This is a genomic window from Bradyrhizobium sp. Ai1a-2 (genome assembly GCF_000426245.1).
Taxonomy (GTDB): domain Bacteria; phylum Pseudomonadota; class Alphaproteobacteria; order Rhizobiales; family Xanthobacteraceae; genus Bradyrhizobium.
Genome location: NZ_AUEZ01000002.1, coordinates 245,797 through 261,049, shown reverse-complemented (window position 1 = coordinate 261,049; position 15,253 = coordinate 245,797). Strand labels below are relative to the sequence as shown.

At 64.7% G+C, this 15,253-nt stretch carries 10 protein-coding genes; 6 read left to right on the top strand and 4 right to left on the bottom strand.

Going from position 1 to position 15,253, the window contains the following annotated elements:
• Nucleotides 1–7: 7 nt before the first annotated feature.
• Entirely contained in the window at nucleotides 8–1,681 is a 1,674-nt protein-coding gene (gene recN, locus K288_RS0102665; RefSeq protein WP_027578190.1) for a DNA repair protein RecN, read from the top strand.
• 9 nt (nucleotides 1,682–1,690) lie between these two features.
• Complete coding sequence (ligA, locus tag K288_RS0102660) at nucleotides 1,691–3,841, top strand: NAD-dependent DNA ligase LigA (protein WP_027578189.1); 2,151 nt, start codon at nucleotides 1,691–1,693, stop codon at nucleotides 3,839–3,841.
• Nucleotides 3,842–3,985: 144 nt separating this feature from the next.
• Here the strand turns inward: ligA and K288_RS0102655 are convergent, their stop codons facing one another.
• On the bottom strand, nucleotides 3,986–5,266 hold the full coding sequence (locus K288_RS0102655) for a multidrug effflux MFS transporter (protein WP_027578188.1): 1,281 nt from the start codon (nucleotides 5,264–5,266) through the stop codon (nucleotides 3,986–3,988).
• A gap of 246 nt (nucleotides 5,267–5,512) precedes the next feature.
• Nucleotides 5,513–7,342, bottom strand: coding sequence for an aminopeptidase P family protein (locus K288_RS0102650; RefSeq protein WP_027578187.1), 1,830 nt, complete (start codon nucleotides 7,340–7,342; stop codon nucleotides 5,513–5,515).
• A 189-nt stretch (nucleotides 7,343–7,531) separates the two neighbouring features.
• Between K288_RS0102650 and K288_RS0102645 the strand changes: the two genes are divergently transcribed.
• Nucleotides 7,532–7,711, top strand: a complete 180-nt coding sequence (locus tag K288_RS0102645; protein WP_027578186.1) for a hypothetical protein — start codon at nucleotides 7,532–7,534, stop codon at nucleotides 7,709–7,711.
• A gap of 233 nt (nucleotides 7,712–7,944) precedes the next feature.
• Here the strand turns inward: K288_RS0102645 and K288_RS0102640 are convergent, their stop codons facing one another.
• Nucleotides 7,945–8,832, bottom strand: a complete 888-nt coding sequence (locus K288_RS0102640) for a 50S ribosomal protein L11 methyltransferase (RefSeq protein ID WP_027578185.1) — start codon at nucleotides 8,830–8,832, stop codon at nucleotides 7,945–7,947.
• Nucleotides 8,833–9,393: 561 nt separating this feature from the next.
• On the opposite strand from K288_RS0102640, the gene K288_RS0102635 reads away from it, so the two are divergent.
• Nucleotides 9,394–9,723 carry an H-NS histone family protein gene (locus K288_RS0102635; RefSeq protein ID WP_027578184.1) on the top strand — a complete coding sequence of 110 codons (330 nt, stop codon included), beginning with the start codon at nucleotides 9,394–9,396 and terminating at the stop codon, nucleotides 9,721–9,723.
• 230 nt (nucleotides 9,724–9,953) lie between these two features.
• Nucleotides 9,954–10,226, top strand: a complete 273-nt coding sequence (locus tag K288_RS0102625; RefSeq protein ID WP_027578183.1) for a hypothetical protein — start codon at nucleotides 9,954–9,956, stop codon at nucleotides 10,224–10,226.
• Nucleotides 10,227–10,282: 56 nt separating this feature from the next.
• Here the strand turns inward: K288_RS0102625 and K288_RS0102620 are convergent, their stop codons facing one another.
• Nucleotides 10,283–11,890 carry an NAD(P)/FAD-dependent oxidoreductase gene (locus K288_RS0102620; RefSeq protein ID WP_027578182.1) on the bottom strand — a complete coding sequence of 536 codons (1,608 nt, stop codon included), beginning with the start codon at nucleotides 11,888–11,890 and terminating at the stop codon, nucleotides 10,283–10,285.
• A gap of 968 nt (nucleotides 11,891–12,858) precedes the next feature.
• On the opposite strand from K288_RS0102620, the gene K288_RS0102610 reads away from it, so the two are divergent.
• Nucleotides 12,859–15,123, top strand: a complete 2,265-nt coding sequence (locus tag K288_RS0102610) for a fused MFS/spermidine synthase (RefSeq protein ID WP_027578180.1) — start codon at nucleotides 12,859–12,861, stop codon at nucleotides 15,121–15,123.
• Nucleotides 15,124–15,253: the final 130 nt, after the last annotated feature.

The window sequence follows — 15,253 nt, the reverse complement described above, 5'->3', positions numbered from 1 at the left end:
TCCTCACATGCTGGCGCGTCTGTCGATCCGTGACATCGTCCTGATCGAACGGCTCGATATCGAATTCTCCCATGGCCTTGCGGTGCTGACCGGCGAAACCGGCGCGGGCAAGTCGATCCTGCTCGATGCGTTCGCGCTCGCCCTTGGCGGCCGCGGCGATGCCGGCCTGGTGCGGCACGGCGCCGAGCAGGGGCAGGTGACGGCCACCTTCGATGTGCCGAAGAACCATCCCGCCGCCAAGCTGCTGGCCGATAACGGGCTCGACGACAACGGTGAGATGATCCTGCGCCGTGTGCAGCTTGCCGATGGCCGCACCCGCGCCTTCATCAACGACCAGGCGATCAGCGTGCAGACCCTGAAGGCGGTGGGCGCCGCGCTGGTCGAGATCCACGGCCAGCATGACGAGCGCGCCCTGGTCGATGCCTCGACCCACCGGCGCCTGCTTGATGCCTTTGCCGGGCTCGAGAAGGACGTGGCGGCGCTCGAATCGCTGTGGGAGGCACGGCGCAGCGCCAACGCCGCGCTGGAGCAGCATCGCGCCGGCATGGAACGCGCCGCGCGCGAGGCCGACTATCTGCGCCACGCCTCGCAGGAATTGAAGACGCTGGCGCCAAAGGACGGCGAGGAGACCGAGTTCGCCCAGCGCCGCACCACCATGATGCAGGGCGAGAAGATCGCCACCGATCTGCGCGAGGCGCAGGAGGCGATCTCGGGCCCTCATTCGCCGGTGGCCGCGCTGTCGGCCGCCGTGCGCCGCCTGGAGCGCCGCGCCGCCAGCTCGCCGTCACTGGTCGAGCCCGCGGTGAAGGCGATCGATGCCGCGATCAACGCGCTGGAGGAGGCTGACCAGCATCTCAATGCGGCGCTCGCGGCGGCCGATTTCGATCCGGCCGAGCTCGAGCGGATCGAAGAGCGGCTGTTCGCGCTGCGCGCGGCCTCGCGCAAATATGCGACGCCGGTCGATGGACTGGCCGCGCTCGCCAGCAAATATGCCGCCGACGTCGCGCTGATCGATGCCGGCGCCGATCAATTGAAGAAGCTCGAAGCCGCGGCGGAAGAGGCCGACAAGCGCTACGCTGCGGCGGCGGCGAGGCTGTCGGCGGCGCGGACCAAATCCGCCGAAAAGCTCAACAAGGCCGTCAACGCCGAACTGGCGCCGCTGAAGCTCGAACGCGCGAAATTCATGACGCAGGTCGAGACCGATGTCGCCTCGCCGGGGCCGGAAGGCATCGACCGCGTCGAGTTCTGGGTGCAGACCAATCCGGGCACCAAGCCGGGGCCGTTGATGAAGGTCGCTTCCGGCGGCGAGCTGTCGCGCTTCCTGCTGGCGCTGAAGGTCGTGCTGTCCGACCGCGGCTCGGCGCCGACGCTGGTGTTCGACGAGATCGATACCGGCGTTGGCGGCGCCGTGGCAGATGCGATCGGCGCGCGGCTGTCGCGGCTTGCCGACAAGGTGCAGGTGATGGCGGTGACGCATGCGCCGCAGGTCGCAGCCCGCGCCAGCCAGCATTTGCTCATTTCCAAGGACGCGCTCGACAGAGGCAAGCGCGTCGCCACCCGCGTCAACGCGCTCGCCGCCGACCACCGCCGCGAGGAAATCGCCCGCATGCTCGCCGGCGCCGAGATCACCGCCGAAGCGCGCGCGGCGGCGGAACGGCTGCTGCGCGCCGCAACCGCCTGATCTTGCGCCATGGCCAAGGCAGCAAAAGCGCGAGCGCTTCCCGACGTCGACAAGCTCACCAAGGCGCAGGCCAAGGTCGAGCATACGCGGCTCGCGCTCGAACTCGAGGCGCACGACCGGCGCTACTACCAGGAAGACGCGCCCACCGTCTCCGACGCCGAATACGATGCGCTGCGTCAGCGCTTCAATGCGATCGAGAAGCGCTTTCCCGACTTCGTCACCGCGGAGTCACCCTCGCAGAAGGTCGGCGCAGCGCCGTCGGGACGATTCAGGAAAGTGCGGCATTCGCTGCCGATGCTGTCGCTCGACAACGCCTTTGCCGAAGCCGACGTGCGCGACTTCGTCGACCGTATCGTCCGCTTCCTGCGGCTCGGTGACGACAAGATCGATTTCTCCGCCGAGCCCAAGATCGATGGCCTCTCGATGTCGCTGCGCTATGAGGGCGGCGAGCTCGTCACCGCCGCGACCCGCGGCGACGGCGCCGAGGGCGAAGACGTCACCGCCAACATCCGGACGCTCGAAGACGTCCCGCAGAAGCTGAAGGGCCGCAACGTGCCTGACATCTGCGAGGTGCGTGGCGAAGTCTACATGACCAAGAAGGCCTTCCTTGCGCTCAACGAGCGCCAGAAGGCCGCCGGTGACACCGTCTTCGCCAATCCGCGCAATTCGGCCGCGGGCTCGCTGCGCCAGAAGGATCCCGGCATCACGGCCTCGCGGCCGCTCGGATTCTTCGCCTATGCCTGGGGCCAGATGAGCGCGATGCCGGAGGGCACGCAGAGCGGCATGATCCACTGGTTCGAACGCTGCGGCTTCAAGACCAATCCGCTGACGAAGATCTGCCAATCGGTCGATGAGCTGCTCGCGTTCCATCGCAAGATCGAGGAGCAGCGCGCCGCGCTCGACTACGACATCGACGGTGTCGTCTACAAGGTCGACCGGATCGACTGGCAGGAGCGGCTCGGCTTCGTATCGCGCACGCCGCGCTGGGCGATCGCGCATAAATTCCCGGCCGAGCGGGCGATGACGGTGCTGCGCGACATCGAGATCCAGGTCGGGCGCACCGGCTCGTTCACGCCGGTCGGCAAGCTCGAGCCGGTCGGCGTCGGCGGCGTCATCGTGCAGAACGTCACGCTGCACAACGAGGATTACATCAAGGGCATTGGCGGTCACGGCGAGCAATTGCGAGAGGGGCGCGACATAAGGATCGGCGACACCGTCGTGGTCCAGCGCGCCGGCGACGTGATTCCGCAGGTGGTCGACGTCGTCATCGACAAGCGGCCGAAGAACGCCAAGGAGTTTCATTTCCCGAAGAAGTGCCCGTGCCCGCTGCATACCGATGTGGTGCGCGAGGAGACCGCGACCGGCGAGGAAGGCGCGCGCGCCCGCTGCACCGGCGAGTTCGCCTGTCCGTTCCAGAAGATCGAGCACCTGAAGCTGTTCGTCTCACGCCGCGCCTTCGACATCGACGGGCTCGGCGAGAAGCAGCTCGAATTCTTCTTCGAGAAGGAATGGGTGCGCGAGCCCGCCGATATCTTCACGCTGCCCAAGCGCAACCAGAAGCTCAAGCTCGAAGAGATCGAGGGCTATGGCGAGACCTCGGTGCGCAACCTGTTCGCCGCGATCGAGAGCCGCCGCCGGATCGCGCTCGAGCGCTTCATCTACGCGCTTGGCATGCGCCATGTCGGCGAGACCACGGCGCTGGCGCTGGCGCGCGGCTACGGCTCATGGGAGGCGTTCCACGATGCCTGCCTGCGCGTTGCAAAGGGCGACGAGGAAGCGATCGCGGAGATGGACGCGCTCGACCAGATCGGCGACACCGTGATCAAGAGCGTCGCCGCCTATTTCGGCGAAAGCCACAACCGCGGCATCGTCGAGCGGCTGGTCAAGGAGCTCGACGAGATCATCGATACCGAAAAGCCGAAGAGCAATTCGGCGATCGCCGGCAAGACCGTCGTCTTCACCGGTTCGCTGGAGAAGATGACACGCGACGAGGCCAAGGCCACCGCCGAGCGATTGGGCGCGAAGGCGGCGAGTTCAGTGTCGAAGAAGACGGATTATGTGGTCGCAGGTCCCGGCGCGGGATCGAAGCTGGCGGAAGCCAAGAAGCACGGCGTGGAAGTGCTGACCGAGGACGAGTGGCTGAAGCTGATCGGGGAGTGAGCGGCCTCACGCACGCTGTCGTCACCCGCGAAGGCGGGTGACCCAGTATTCCAGAGACGATGGTGGGATACGGATAGGCCGCTGCGTACTGGATACCCCACCTGCGCGGGGTATGACGACAGAGAGTGAGTGGCGCCGCGCACCTCACATCATGCCCGCTTCATCCTCCTCCGCCTCCTCGATCAGTTCCTCGCTCACCACCACCTTCCGCTTCGGCACGAGAAAAATCATGCTCGATGCGCAGGCGATCGAGATGATGAGGATCGCGCTCGTGAGCGGCAGTGTGGTGGTGGAGTGGCCGCCGAGATAGGCGCCGAACTGCGACACCAGCGAGCCGATGCCCTGCTGCAGAAAGCCCATCGCGCCGGAGGCGGTGCCGGCGGCTTCGGGGCGGACGCTGATCGCGCCGGCGGCCGAGTTCGCCATCACGAAGGCATTGCCGGCCATCACGATCATCTGGGTGCCGAACAGCCAGAGCGGGGCCTGGTTGACCCCGGTGAAGCTGAAGACGAGGTTCAGGAGGCTGCCGCCGAGTTGCAGCGCGAGCCCGAACCAGATCAGTTGTTCCAGCGAGTGGCGCGGCGCGAAGCGCACGCAGAGCAGATTGCCGACCAGATAGGCAAAGCCCGTGGTCGCGAACCACGCGCCATATTCGGCGCTGGTGCGTCCCATCTGGGTCACCACGATATAGGGGCCGCCGCCGGCGAAGGTGAAGATGATCTGCGAGGCCAGCACCTGGCACAGCACATAGCCGATGAAGGCGCGGCTCCTGATCAGGCTGCCGAGATCGCGGCGGAAGTTACTGCCCTCGCTGCGGACGCGGCGCGTCTCCGGCAGCGCCAGCGCGATGCCGACGGCCACCGCGAGCGAGCCCGCGGTGATGGCATAGAAGATCGCGCGCCAGCCGAATGCGGTCTCGAGCAGACCGCCGGTGAGCGGGCTCAGCATCTGCGCGATCATCATCACCGCGATCACCAGGCTGATCATGGCGCCGACGCGGTCGCGGCTGTAGAGATCGCGGATGATGGCGCGGCTCACCACCATGCCGCTGGCGCCGCCGAGCGCCTGGAAGAAGCGCGCCGCGATCAGTTGCGGCAGCGTTTCCGCGAAGATGCTGCCGATACCAGCCACCACCATCAGGCCGAGGCCGGCCAGCAGCACCGGCCGCCGCCCGAACTTGTCCGATAGCGGCCCCATGATGAGCTGCGAGCAGGCGATGCCGACCATGAACAGCGACACCGTCATCTGCGCGATCGAAATGTCGCGGCCGAACGTCGTCGCCAGCACCGGCAGCGCCGGCACCAGCATATAGAGCGAGATCGGCGCCACGCCGGTCATCGCGACGAGCAACAGCAGCATGAGCTTCGACGTCGCGATGCTCTTGTCCGTCGCCGCGTCGGGCGGCTTGCCCATCACGCCATGCATTCAGCTTCGCATCCTTTCGTGGGGGCGAATGTAGCGAGATGCGCAGATACGAATACGGATGTTTCGGCATGCGGCTATGCCGATTCTGCGAGGCGGTGATTTTGCAGCGTTTCCACCTTCTCCGCCGTCATCATCCGCGAAGGCGGATGATCCAGTATTCCAGAGGGCGGAGTTATATGCGGCTAAGCCGTGGCGTACTGGATTCCCCGCCTTCGCGGGAATGACGGTGGATGGGGCGGCGCTTGCTTACTTCAACGCCGCCGTCGCCTCGTCCAGCCACAGCTTCGTGGCGTCATCGTCGAGACGCGGGCGCACCTCTGCCTTGACGCGCGCATGATAGTCGTTGAGCCACTTCAGCTCGGCCTCGCTCAGCATCGCCACGTCGACCAGCCGGCGGTCGATCGGCGCCAGCGTCAGCGTCTCGAATGCGTTCATCGGCTTTTCCGCGCCCGCGATGTCGATGCCGATCACCAGCTCGAGGTTCTCGATCCGGATGCCGTAGGCGTCGGTCTTGTAGTAGCCGGGCTCGTTGGAGAGGATCATGCCGCGCTTCAGCGGCGTGGTGCCGAGCTTTGAGATTCGCGCCGGCCCCTCATGCACGGAAAGATAGCTGCCGACGCCATGGCCGGTGCCGTGCTCGAAATCGATGCCGGCCTGCCAGAGATACTGCCGCGCCAGCGTGTCGAGCTGTGCGCCAGTAGTGCCGTCGGGGAACACCGCGCGCGCAATCGCGATATGGCCGCGCAGCACCCGGGTGAAGCGGTCGCGCATCTCCGCCGTCGGCTGACCGATCGCGATGGTTCGGGTCACGTCGGTGGTGCCGTCCTCGTATTGTGCGCCGGAATCGATCAAGAGCAGATCGCCCGCTGCGATCCGGCGGTTGCTCTTGCGGGTGACGCGGTAGTGCACGATGGCGCCGTTCGGTCCGGTGCCGGCGATGGTCGGGAACGAGACATCCTTCAGCGCGCCGGTCTCGCGACGGAACGTCTCCAGCGCCTCGACGGTGTCGATCTCTGTGAGCCCGCCGGCGGGCGCTTCGCGGTCGATCCAGGCGAGGAAGCGTGCCAGCGCCACCGCGTCGCGCTGATGCGCGGTTCGCGTGCCCTGGATCTCCGCGGCGTTCTTCACGGCCTTCAGCAGGCTCACCGGATCGTTGCCGCGCACCGGCCTGCCGCCGGCAGCGGTGATCAGGCGGTTCAGCGCGTCGGCCGCGGTCGCAGTGTCGAGCGCGATCGCGGCGCCGCGCTGCGCGAGCTCGGTCAGCTTCAAAGTCAGCCGGTCCGGCTCTACGACATCGGCGGATTGCTCGAGATGGTCGCGCGTGAGGTTCGAAAGCTTGCGGTGATCGATGAACACCGTCGGCCGGCCCTCTCTCGGCACCAGTGCATAGGAGAGCGGCAGCGGCGTATGCGAGACGTCGGCGCCGCGGATGTTGAACGTCCAGGCCACCGCGTGGCTGTCCGAGAGCACCAGCGCGTCGACGCCAAGCTTGTCGATCTCGTCCCTGATCCGCTCCAGCTTTGCGGCCTCCGCCTCGCCGGCGAATGGCAGGCCATGGATGGTGACCGGCCCGAGCGGCGGGCGCGGGCGCTCGGTCCAGATTGCATCGACGGGGTTGCTGTCGACCGCGACCAGCTCGGCGCCGGCTTTGGCGCAAGCCGCTGCCAGACGCTCGGCTGCCGCAGAAGTGTGCAGCCACGGGTCAAATCCTAGGCGGTCGCTGGCGGCAAGATGTTTTGTCAGCCAATGTTCCGGCGGCGGATCGACCAGCGGCTGGATTTGCCAGGCCTTCGGGTCGACCTGCTTCCCCGCCTGCAGCGTGTAGCGCCCATCGACGAACAGCGCGGCTTCCTGCATCAGCACGATTGCAAGTCCCGCCGATCCGGTGAAGCCGGTCAGCCACGCAAGCCGTTCCTCGGAAGGCTCAACATATTCATTCTGCTGTTGGTCTGCGCGGGGGATCACGAAGCCGGTCAGCTTCCGCCGCGCCAATTCCGCGCGGAATGCGGCCAGCCGCGCCGTCAGCGCAACGCCGCCTTCGGGTTCTTCGAACGTCTGGAAATGGGCCTCGAACATGCCGGTCACTTTATGGCTGCGTGGACGGGTCTGCAATGTAAGCGGAATCGCCACAATTTGGCATAACTTGTGCTTCAATACCGTCATTGCAGGTTTAGAAAAGACGGAACGGTTTTCAAGGCAGGCCGTTCGACAATGATGTCGGGAGGCTTCCAGGAGTGTTTCAACTCAACGGCGAGGCGATACACAATGCCTGCTTTCAGCTTTGAGAAGATTTCGCCGCCGGTCCGCCGCGGCCCGATTGCTCCCATCGAACAGAAGCAGCGTGGCGTCATCGTCCAGATCCTGGACCGCTTGGTCGAACGGCGCGTCTGGCGCCGGCTGAAGGCGGAGAAGAGCGAAACCGCCGTCCGCCAGCAGGACGAGTGACCGGCCAGGTCTCTAACGCGTCATCCAATCAGAATGAAATGCCGCCGCAGCGAAGCTGCGCTCCCTCTCCCGTTTGCGGGGGAGGGTCGGGGTGGGGGTGTCTCCGCGGGCGAGATTCTTTGTGTGGAGAGAGCCCTCACCCGGATCGCATCTCGCGATGCGATCCGACCTCCCCCGCAAGCGGGGGAGGTGAAGCCAACCCGCAGCCGATTTTCAACTTGAGCGGACATGCCCTAACGCGTGGAGCGCAGCAACAGGCTGCTCCAGCCCTCGATTCTCAGATGCCGTAACGGCACCAGCCCGCGGGCCCGATAGGCGGCGATCACGCTTGGCGCCTGATGCGTCAAAAGCCCCGACAGGATCACGTGCGCTGAAGGTGCGAGATGCCGCGCCATCGGGCCTGCCAATTGCCGCAGCGGATTGGCGAGGATGTTTGCGAGCACCAGGTCGAACGGGCCGCGCTCGGCGAACTGCGGCGCCGAGAAGCCGGTGGCGTGGATTGTCGTCACGAGGTGGCCTGTGTCGTTCAGCGCGGCGTTCTCGCGTGCGACGTTGACCGATGGCGGATCGATGTCGCTCGCCAGCACTGCGCCATGCAGTGCCTTCGCTGCGGCGATCGCCAGCACACCGGTGCCGGTGCCGAGATCGAGCACGCGGCGCGGATGATGCGCTTTCAGCACGTGATCGAGCAGAAGCAGGCAGCCGCGCGTGGTGCCGTGGTGGCCGGTGCCGAAGGCCAGCGCGGCCTCGATCTCGATGCCGAGCTTGTTCGGTGGCACGCGAGTCCGGTCGTGCTGGCCGTGCACGACGAAGCGCCCGGCCGGGACGGGGACGAGGTCCTCGAGGCTGGCCTTGACCCAGTCCTTGGCCTCGACGGTGTCGAAGACGATGGTCCTTGCAAGGTCCTCGCCGGCCGCATTGGTGACGAGCTCGCGCATCAGCGCCTGGTCGGGAGCATCGGCAAAATGCGCGGTCACCTCCCAGCGTCCGTCCGGCCGCTCGAATGCGGCAATCGCCGTCTCGCCCTCGAAGAATATTTCAGTGAGCGCGTCGACCAGCCGCCTGGCGGTCTGCTCGTCGGGAAGCGCGAGGCTGGCACGATGGGTAGGTTTCGGAAGCATTTAGGTTAACCGTTTCGACTTCATCTGGAACTTTAGCGTCAGCTGCGATCGATTATCACGTTGGATTCCATCGAGTCAGCAGTAGCCGAAACTTCAGCCAACTCGCTGCACGGTGAGCCTTCGCGCCAAAACTCCGTAGTTTTCCCATAATTGAAAGTTCACGAGAACAATGCATGATGGTAACCTGTTGTTTTAATTAAATTTATAGTAGTTTTGTCCGGGAGCGGTCATGAGTGGTTGCAAAAGGACGCGGGCCGAGATTCTCCGCAAGACCCTAAAGCTGATGGCCCAACGCATTGCCGAACTTCTCAATCTTCGGAGACAGGTGCGGGAGGCGGAAACAAGGGCGCTTTCCCGGCGACGGCCAGCATGTTCCAGGCGGCCTCGAAGCATGAAGAAAGGACTTCGTCACAGCTGCTTGAATGCCCGAGTCCGGTGTCTTGAAGACCGGAAACGGAACTTCTCTTGGTAAGGGATCCGCCAAGCGGTATCAGGACCCGCTTGTTTGCACCCGGCGTCATTGGTAAGTGCGCTCTTGTTTTTATTCCTGGGCGCGACTCGATGAAAAGTAACGGCTTCCGATCCATGTCCACAGACGCACTGTGGAGGCTCCATGAAAAAGTGGCGGCCGAACTGACGCAACGCATGATCACCGAGAAGGCCACGCTCGAGGATCGGCTGCGCAAGCTTCGGTCGTCCGACGAAACTGCGAAGCCGGATCGTAGCCGCCGTCCCTATCCAAAAGTTGTCCCCAAATATCGGAACCCGAAAAACCCTGGAGAGACGTGGTCGGGTCGCGGCAAACAGCCTCGATGGCTCGCAAAGCGACTTGGTGCCGGTTCCAAGCTGGACGATTTCCTCATCAATCGCCCCGGCCGCCGGCGGCGGTAAACCACAGCTCGTTCATCGCGGTTTGCGATGCGCTTGCCTTCTGGCGCGTCGCATGGCCGCGATGGAGAAGTTGCCAGCCGAGAATGCCGGGGTTTTCAACAGGGTTCTCCACCCGACGGGGCTAGGCTTACCCACAATCCCGATCGGGAAGCGCGTCCAGGTTCCTTTCCTCCGGAGGCAGGCCCGGCAAGCGACGTCGTGATAGGCTGCCACAAGACAAGGAGGGCCCTATGTCCCTGTTAAGACGGCCGCTCTATCAGCGCTCGGAAGGTGTCGACGAGGACCTTTGGCGCCTGGCATTCGACACCGAAACCAGCCGGCTGTTCGTCGAGCACGAAAAGAAGCGCGGTGACTTCCGTGGCGCTGGCTGGGCCATTGAGACCGGCGAGATCGAACTCGCCGAATTCCTGAAGCAGCCCAGTGAGGGGCGAGACGAGCTTGTAAAACTTCTCGAAACGCTGTTCGCCGACGATCGCGACATTTCACGGCCAGCGGCTGCCTGACCGGCAGGGATGCACATCCGCTTCCACCCGATATCCACAGGCTGTCTACAGCCTTTTCAACGCTTTGCGAACAGGGAGCGGTGATCGTTCAGGATCGCCTGCGCGGCGTTGTGGCCGGGTGCGCCGGTGACGCCGCCGCCGGGATGGGCACCGGAGCCGCAGTGATAGAGCCCCTTCATCGGGCCGCGGTAGTCGGCATGGCCGAGCATCGGACGGGCGGAGAAGAGCTGGTTCAGTGTCAGCGCGCCGTGGAAGATATCGCCGCCCAACAGCCCGAACTGTCGCTCCAGGTCGAGCGGGGAGAGGACCTGCCGCCCGAGCACGCTTGAGGCGAAGCCGGGCGCGTATCTGTCGACCGTCGCGATCATGAGGTCGGCGACCTCGTCGCGATGGTCGTCCCAGGATTTGCCATCAGGCAGTTCCGGCGCGACGTGCTGGCAGAACAAGCTCGCGACATGCTGTCCCGCCGGCGCCAGCGAGTCGTCCAGCGTCGAGGGGATCAGCATTTCGACGATGGGCTCGCGGCTCCAGCCAAAGCTGCGCGCATCGAGCCAGGCGCGGTCCATGTAGCCAAGGCTCGGCGCCATGATGATGCCGGCGGTGAGATGGTCGCCCATGCCTGGCAGCGCCGTGAAGGAGGGCAGGGCGTTCAACGCGACATTCATGCGAAAGGTCCCGGAGCCGTTGCGCCAGCGCGACATGCGCTGCAAAAATTCCGGCGCCAGCGCGCCCGCCGGCATCAGCCGCGTGTACAGCAGTTTCGGATTGACGTTGGCGGCGACATATCTGGCGCGGATGGTGCTGCCGTTATCGAGCACGACACCGGCGGCGCGGCCGTTCTCGACCATCACCTCGCGCACGCCGCTATCCACGTCGATCTCGACACCATGCGCGCGCGCTGCGGCCGCCATCGCCTGCGTGATCGCACCCATGCCGCCGACCGCGTGCCCCCAGACTCCCTTCTTGCCGTTCACCTCGCCGAAGGCGTGGTGCAGCATCACGTAAGCCGAGCCCGCCGCATAGGGGCTCGCATAGTTGCCGACGACGGCGTCGAAGCCGAACAGCGCCTTCACCAGGTCGTTCTCGAACCGCTCGTCCAGCATCTCGCCGGCAGAGCGGGTGAAGAGGTCGAGCAGGTCGCGCTGCTGTTCCAGCGAGAGCTTGCGCAAGAGGTTGGCGGAGCCGAGCGCGTTGAAGGCCTCGCGGAGCGCCTGCGCGCCAAATCCCTCGACGATGTTCGGCGGTGAGCGCAGCACGAATTGGCGCAGCACGTCGGCGATCGCCTCCAATTGGCGCGAGAAGATGCCGATCTCCTGCGCATCATGCGCGCTCAGCCTGGCGACGGATTCCGTGGTGCGGCCTTCGCCAGTGAGGAGATGGCTTCCTTCAGGGGAGGGCAGAAAGTTTTGCGCGCGGCGCTCGACGATCCGCAGGCCGTGCTCGGCGAGCCTGAGATCCGCAATCACCTTGGGGTTCAGCAGGCTGACCGTGTAGGCCGCGACCGAGTTGCGAAACCCGGGATGGAATTCCTCCGTCACCGCCGCTCCGCCAACGACCTTGCGGCGCTCCACCACTTTCACGCGCAGGCCCGCCATCGCGAGATAGGCCGCGCAGGTGAGGCCGTTATGCCCCGCGCCGATGATGACGACATCCGTTTCGTTCATGTCCGCTTCATTCTCTTGAGGAGCTTGCCGACTGGATGCGACAAAACAACCCGACGGGCAAATCACCAAAAGTCTGTCCATCCGTCACGCGAAAAATAAATCACTTAACCCGTCGGGCAAATCAGTGATTTAACTCCGCGCGTCTCACGGCGGATGAGGGGCGGGTCGCGATCGTCACGAACGTTGCGGTGAGATGCGGTGGACGAGGGTGCTGCGACTGACGAGCGTGGCACTCGCGGACGGCGAAGTCGTGTGGTCCTGGCGCCCCGACGCTGGCGCTAAGCTTCTTGTGAAGTGACGGTGGCAAAAGAGCCCGGTCACCGGGGAGAGCACGAAGTAAGCCGTAACACCATCGCGCAGGGAAAGCCGGAATGCTTCGGTTGAACCTGTGGTCCTACCCCCGTGCTTTTTGTTGCACGGGACCCACGGGTGCAACCAGCACCCGGCTTTCCCTGCGCCCTCTGTTCAATGAGAGGGTGAAACGAGATGCAAAGCTCGGGCAATCCATGCCGCGAGAACACAGACTCATATCCGCTGTTTGAATCAGACGTAGGATGGGTAGAGCGCAGCGAAACCCATCATCGCGCGGCTTGCTCCATCGCGATGGGTTTCGCTGCGCTCTACCCATCCTACGGAATTGCTGTTTGACACTTGAACCCGGTCTCATCCCCCGTCATTGCGAGCGCCAGCGAAGCAATCCACGTCTCCGCTTGTGGCGCTATGGATTGCTTCGCCGCGCTCGCAATGACGGGGGAGTAGTGGTTCGCAACGACGACCTCCCGCATTGCGAGGTACTCAGTTATGAAACCGTAATATTGACGCGTGTTGTTGTTCCACAGCGCCACGTCGTCAAGTCAACGTTATCGGGTTACATTCCCCGCCATACTGCCATATGCTCAAGCAACCTCCGGAATGCATCCGCCGGAAATCTCGCCATCGGCGTCCGCCGGGCCCAAGCCGGAGCTTTCATGACTTCCAAGCCGTCCGCCGCGCGAAACCGGCTGGTATTGATCGTCTACACCACTGCGATCTTCGTCAGCGCGCTCCTGTTGTTCTCGGTGCAGCCGCTGTTCACCAAGATGGTGCTGCCGCGGCTCGGCGGTTCACCGGCGGTGTGGTCGGTGGCGATGGTGTTCTTCCAGTCGCTGCTGCTCGCCGGCTACGCCTACGCGCATTACCTCATGAAGCTGAAGAGCCGCGCAGCTCCGGTCGCGGTGCATCTGTTGCTTTTGGTCGCGGCCATGCTGACGCTGCCGCTCGCGATCACGAGCGGCTGGGGCGACCCGCCGAACTCCGGCTACGCGTTCTGGTTGCTCGGCCTGTTCGCGGTCTCGATCGGCCTGCCGTTCTTCGCGCTCGCCGCCAACAACCCGCTGCTGCAGGCCTGGTTCGTGCGCACCGGCCATCCCAACGGTCCCGATCCTTACTTCCTCTACGCGTCCTCGAACATCGGCAGCTTTCTGGCGCTGCTGTCCTATCCGGTGCTGCTGGAGCCGATGTTCACGCTGCGCATGCAGAACCTGATGTGGACCGGCGGCTATGGCCTGTTGATCCTGCTGATTGCGGGTTGCGGCGTGCTGCTGTTGCGTTCGCCCGCGAGCGCGGCGGCATTGAATTTGCCGGTCGATGATCCCGATGCGCCGGCGCCCTCGTGGCTGTTGCGCTTGCGCTGGATCTTCCTCGCCGCGGTGCCCTCGGGCCTTCTGATCGCGGTGACCGCGCATATCTCGACCGACGTTGCCGCAGCGCCGCTGCTCTGGGTCTTGCCGCTGTCACTTTACCTGTTGACCTGGGTGCTGGTGTTCCAGTCGCGCCCGCTGTTTCCGCACAAATGGATGCTGATGCTGCAGCCGCTCGCAATCGCGGGCGTCGTCGTCCTGCTTGCGGTTGGTGGCGAGCAGAACCTGCTGCTGACGCTTGGCGGCCATCAGCTCTGCTTCTTCATCATCGCGATGGCCTGCCATGGCGAATTGGCGCGGACCCGGCCGGCGGCAAAATATCTTACCGGCTTCTACGTGGCGCTGTCGTTCGGCGGCATGGTCGGCGGCCTGTTCGCAGGCCTGATCGCGCCGTTCACCTTCTCCTGGGTGGCCGAATATCCGATCCTGCTGTCGCTCGCCGCGCTGTGCCGGCCGTCCCGCGGCGACGAGCGGCTGCCGCGCTGGAGCGCGTGGTATTGGCCGTTCCTTGCCGTGCTCGCGGTGGCGCTGATCGCGCCGTCCTATTCGACCGGGACGCTGTTCAACTGGTTCGACGAACGGCGGGCGTGGGTGATCGGCGGGGTCGGCGTGCTGTCGGCGCTGCTGGCGCTCGCGCTCAATGCCAACCGCTGGAAGATCTTCGCGACCGTCGTCGTCGCGCTGCTGCTGTTGCGCGCCTACCCCTCCGATGAAGGGCGGGTCGAGACCGTGCGCAGCTTCTTCGGCGTGCACAAGATCGTGGTGACGGCGAACGGCCAGTATCACGTGCTGATGCACGGCACCACCATTCACGGCGCCGAGCGATTCAAGAATGACGACGGCACCCCGGCAACCGGGCGGCCCGAACCCATTACGTACTATCACAAGGACGGCGGCATCGGGCAGGCGATCACGGCGATGCGCGAGCGCAAGGGCGCTCCGCTCAGGGTCGCCGTGATCGGGCTCGGCTCGGGCACGCTCACTTGCGCCGCGGAACCGGGCGAACAATGGAAGTTCTTCGAGATCGACCAGACCATGGTCGATACCGCGCGCGACCCGAAATATTTCACCTACATCCAGAATTGCGCGCCCGACCTCAAGCCGGTGATCGGCGATGCCAGGCTCACTTTCGCCCGCGAGCCTGACGGCATCTACGACCTCATCATCGTCGATGCCTATTCATCCGACGCGATCCCGTTCCATCTGGCGACGGAGGAGGCGATGGCGATCTACAAGGCAAAGCTGGCACCTCAGGGCGCGGTGGTCATGCATGTCTCCAACCGCCACCTCGAGCTTTCCAGCGTCGTGGTCGGCATCGCCGAGGCTAACGACCTCAAGAGCTGGGTCTACAGCGAGGATTCCGGCCGCGACAGCGAATACATTTTCTCGACCTCGGTCGTGATCTCCGCACGCGAGGAGGACGATATCGGCAAGCTCGCCTCGTCCGACTCGTGGACCGAGACCGAGGCCGATGAAAAACAGCGTGTCTGGACCGACGACTATTCCAACATCCTGGGCGCGGTTTACCGGCGATTGCGCGACGGCGAGCAGTGAGCTCGATATTTTTGCAACACTGGCCGCCCGCCTTCGCGGTTTGGCGGGACAATCGGCCGCAACGGTTGCGGGCCGTGGGTCGCCTCTATACTGATGGAACTCGTTTCCCAATTGTTCCATTAGTCATGCG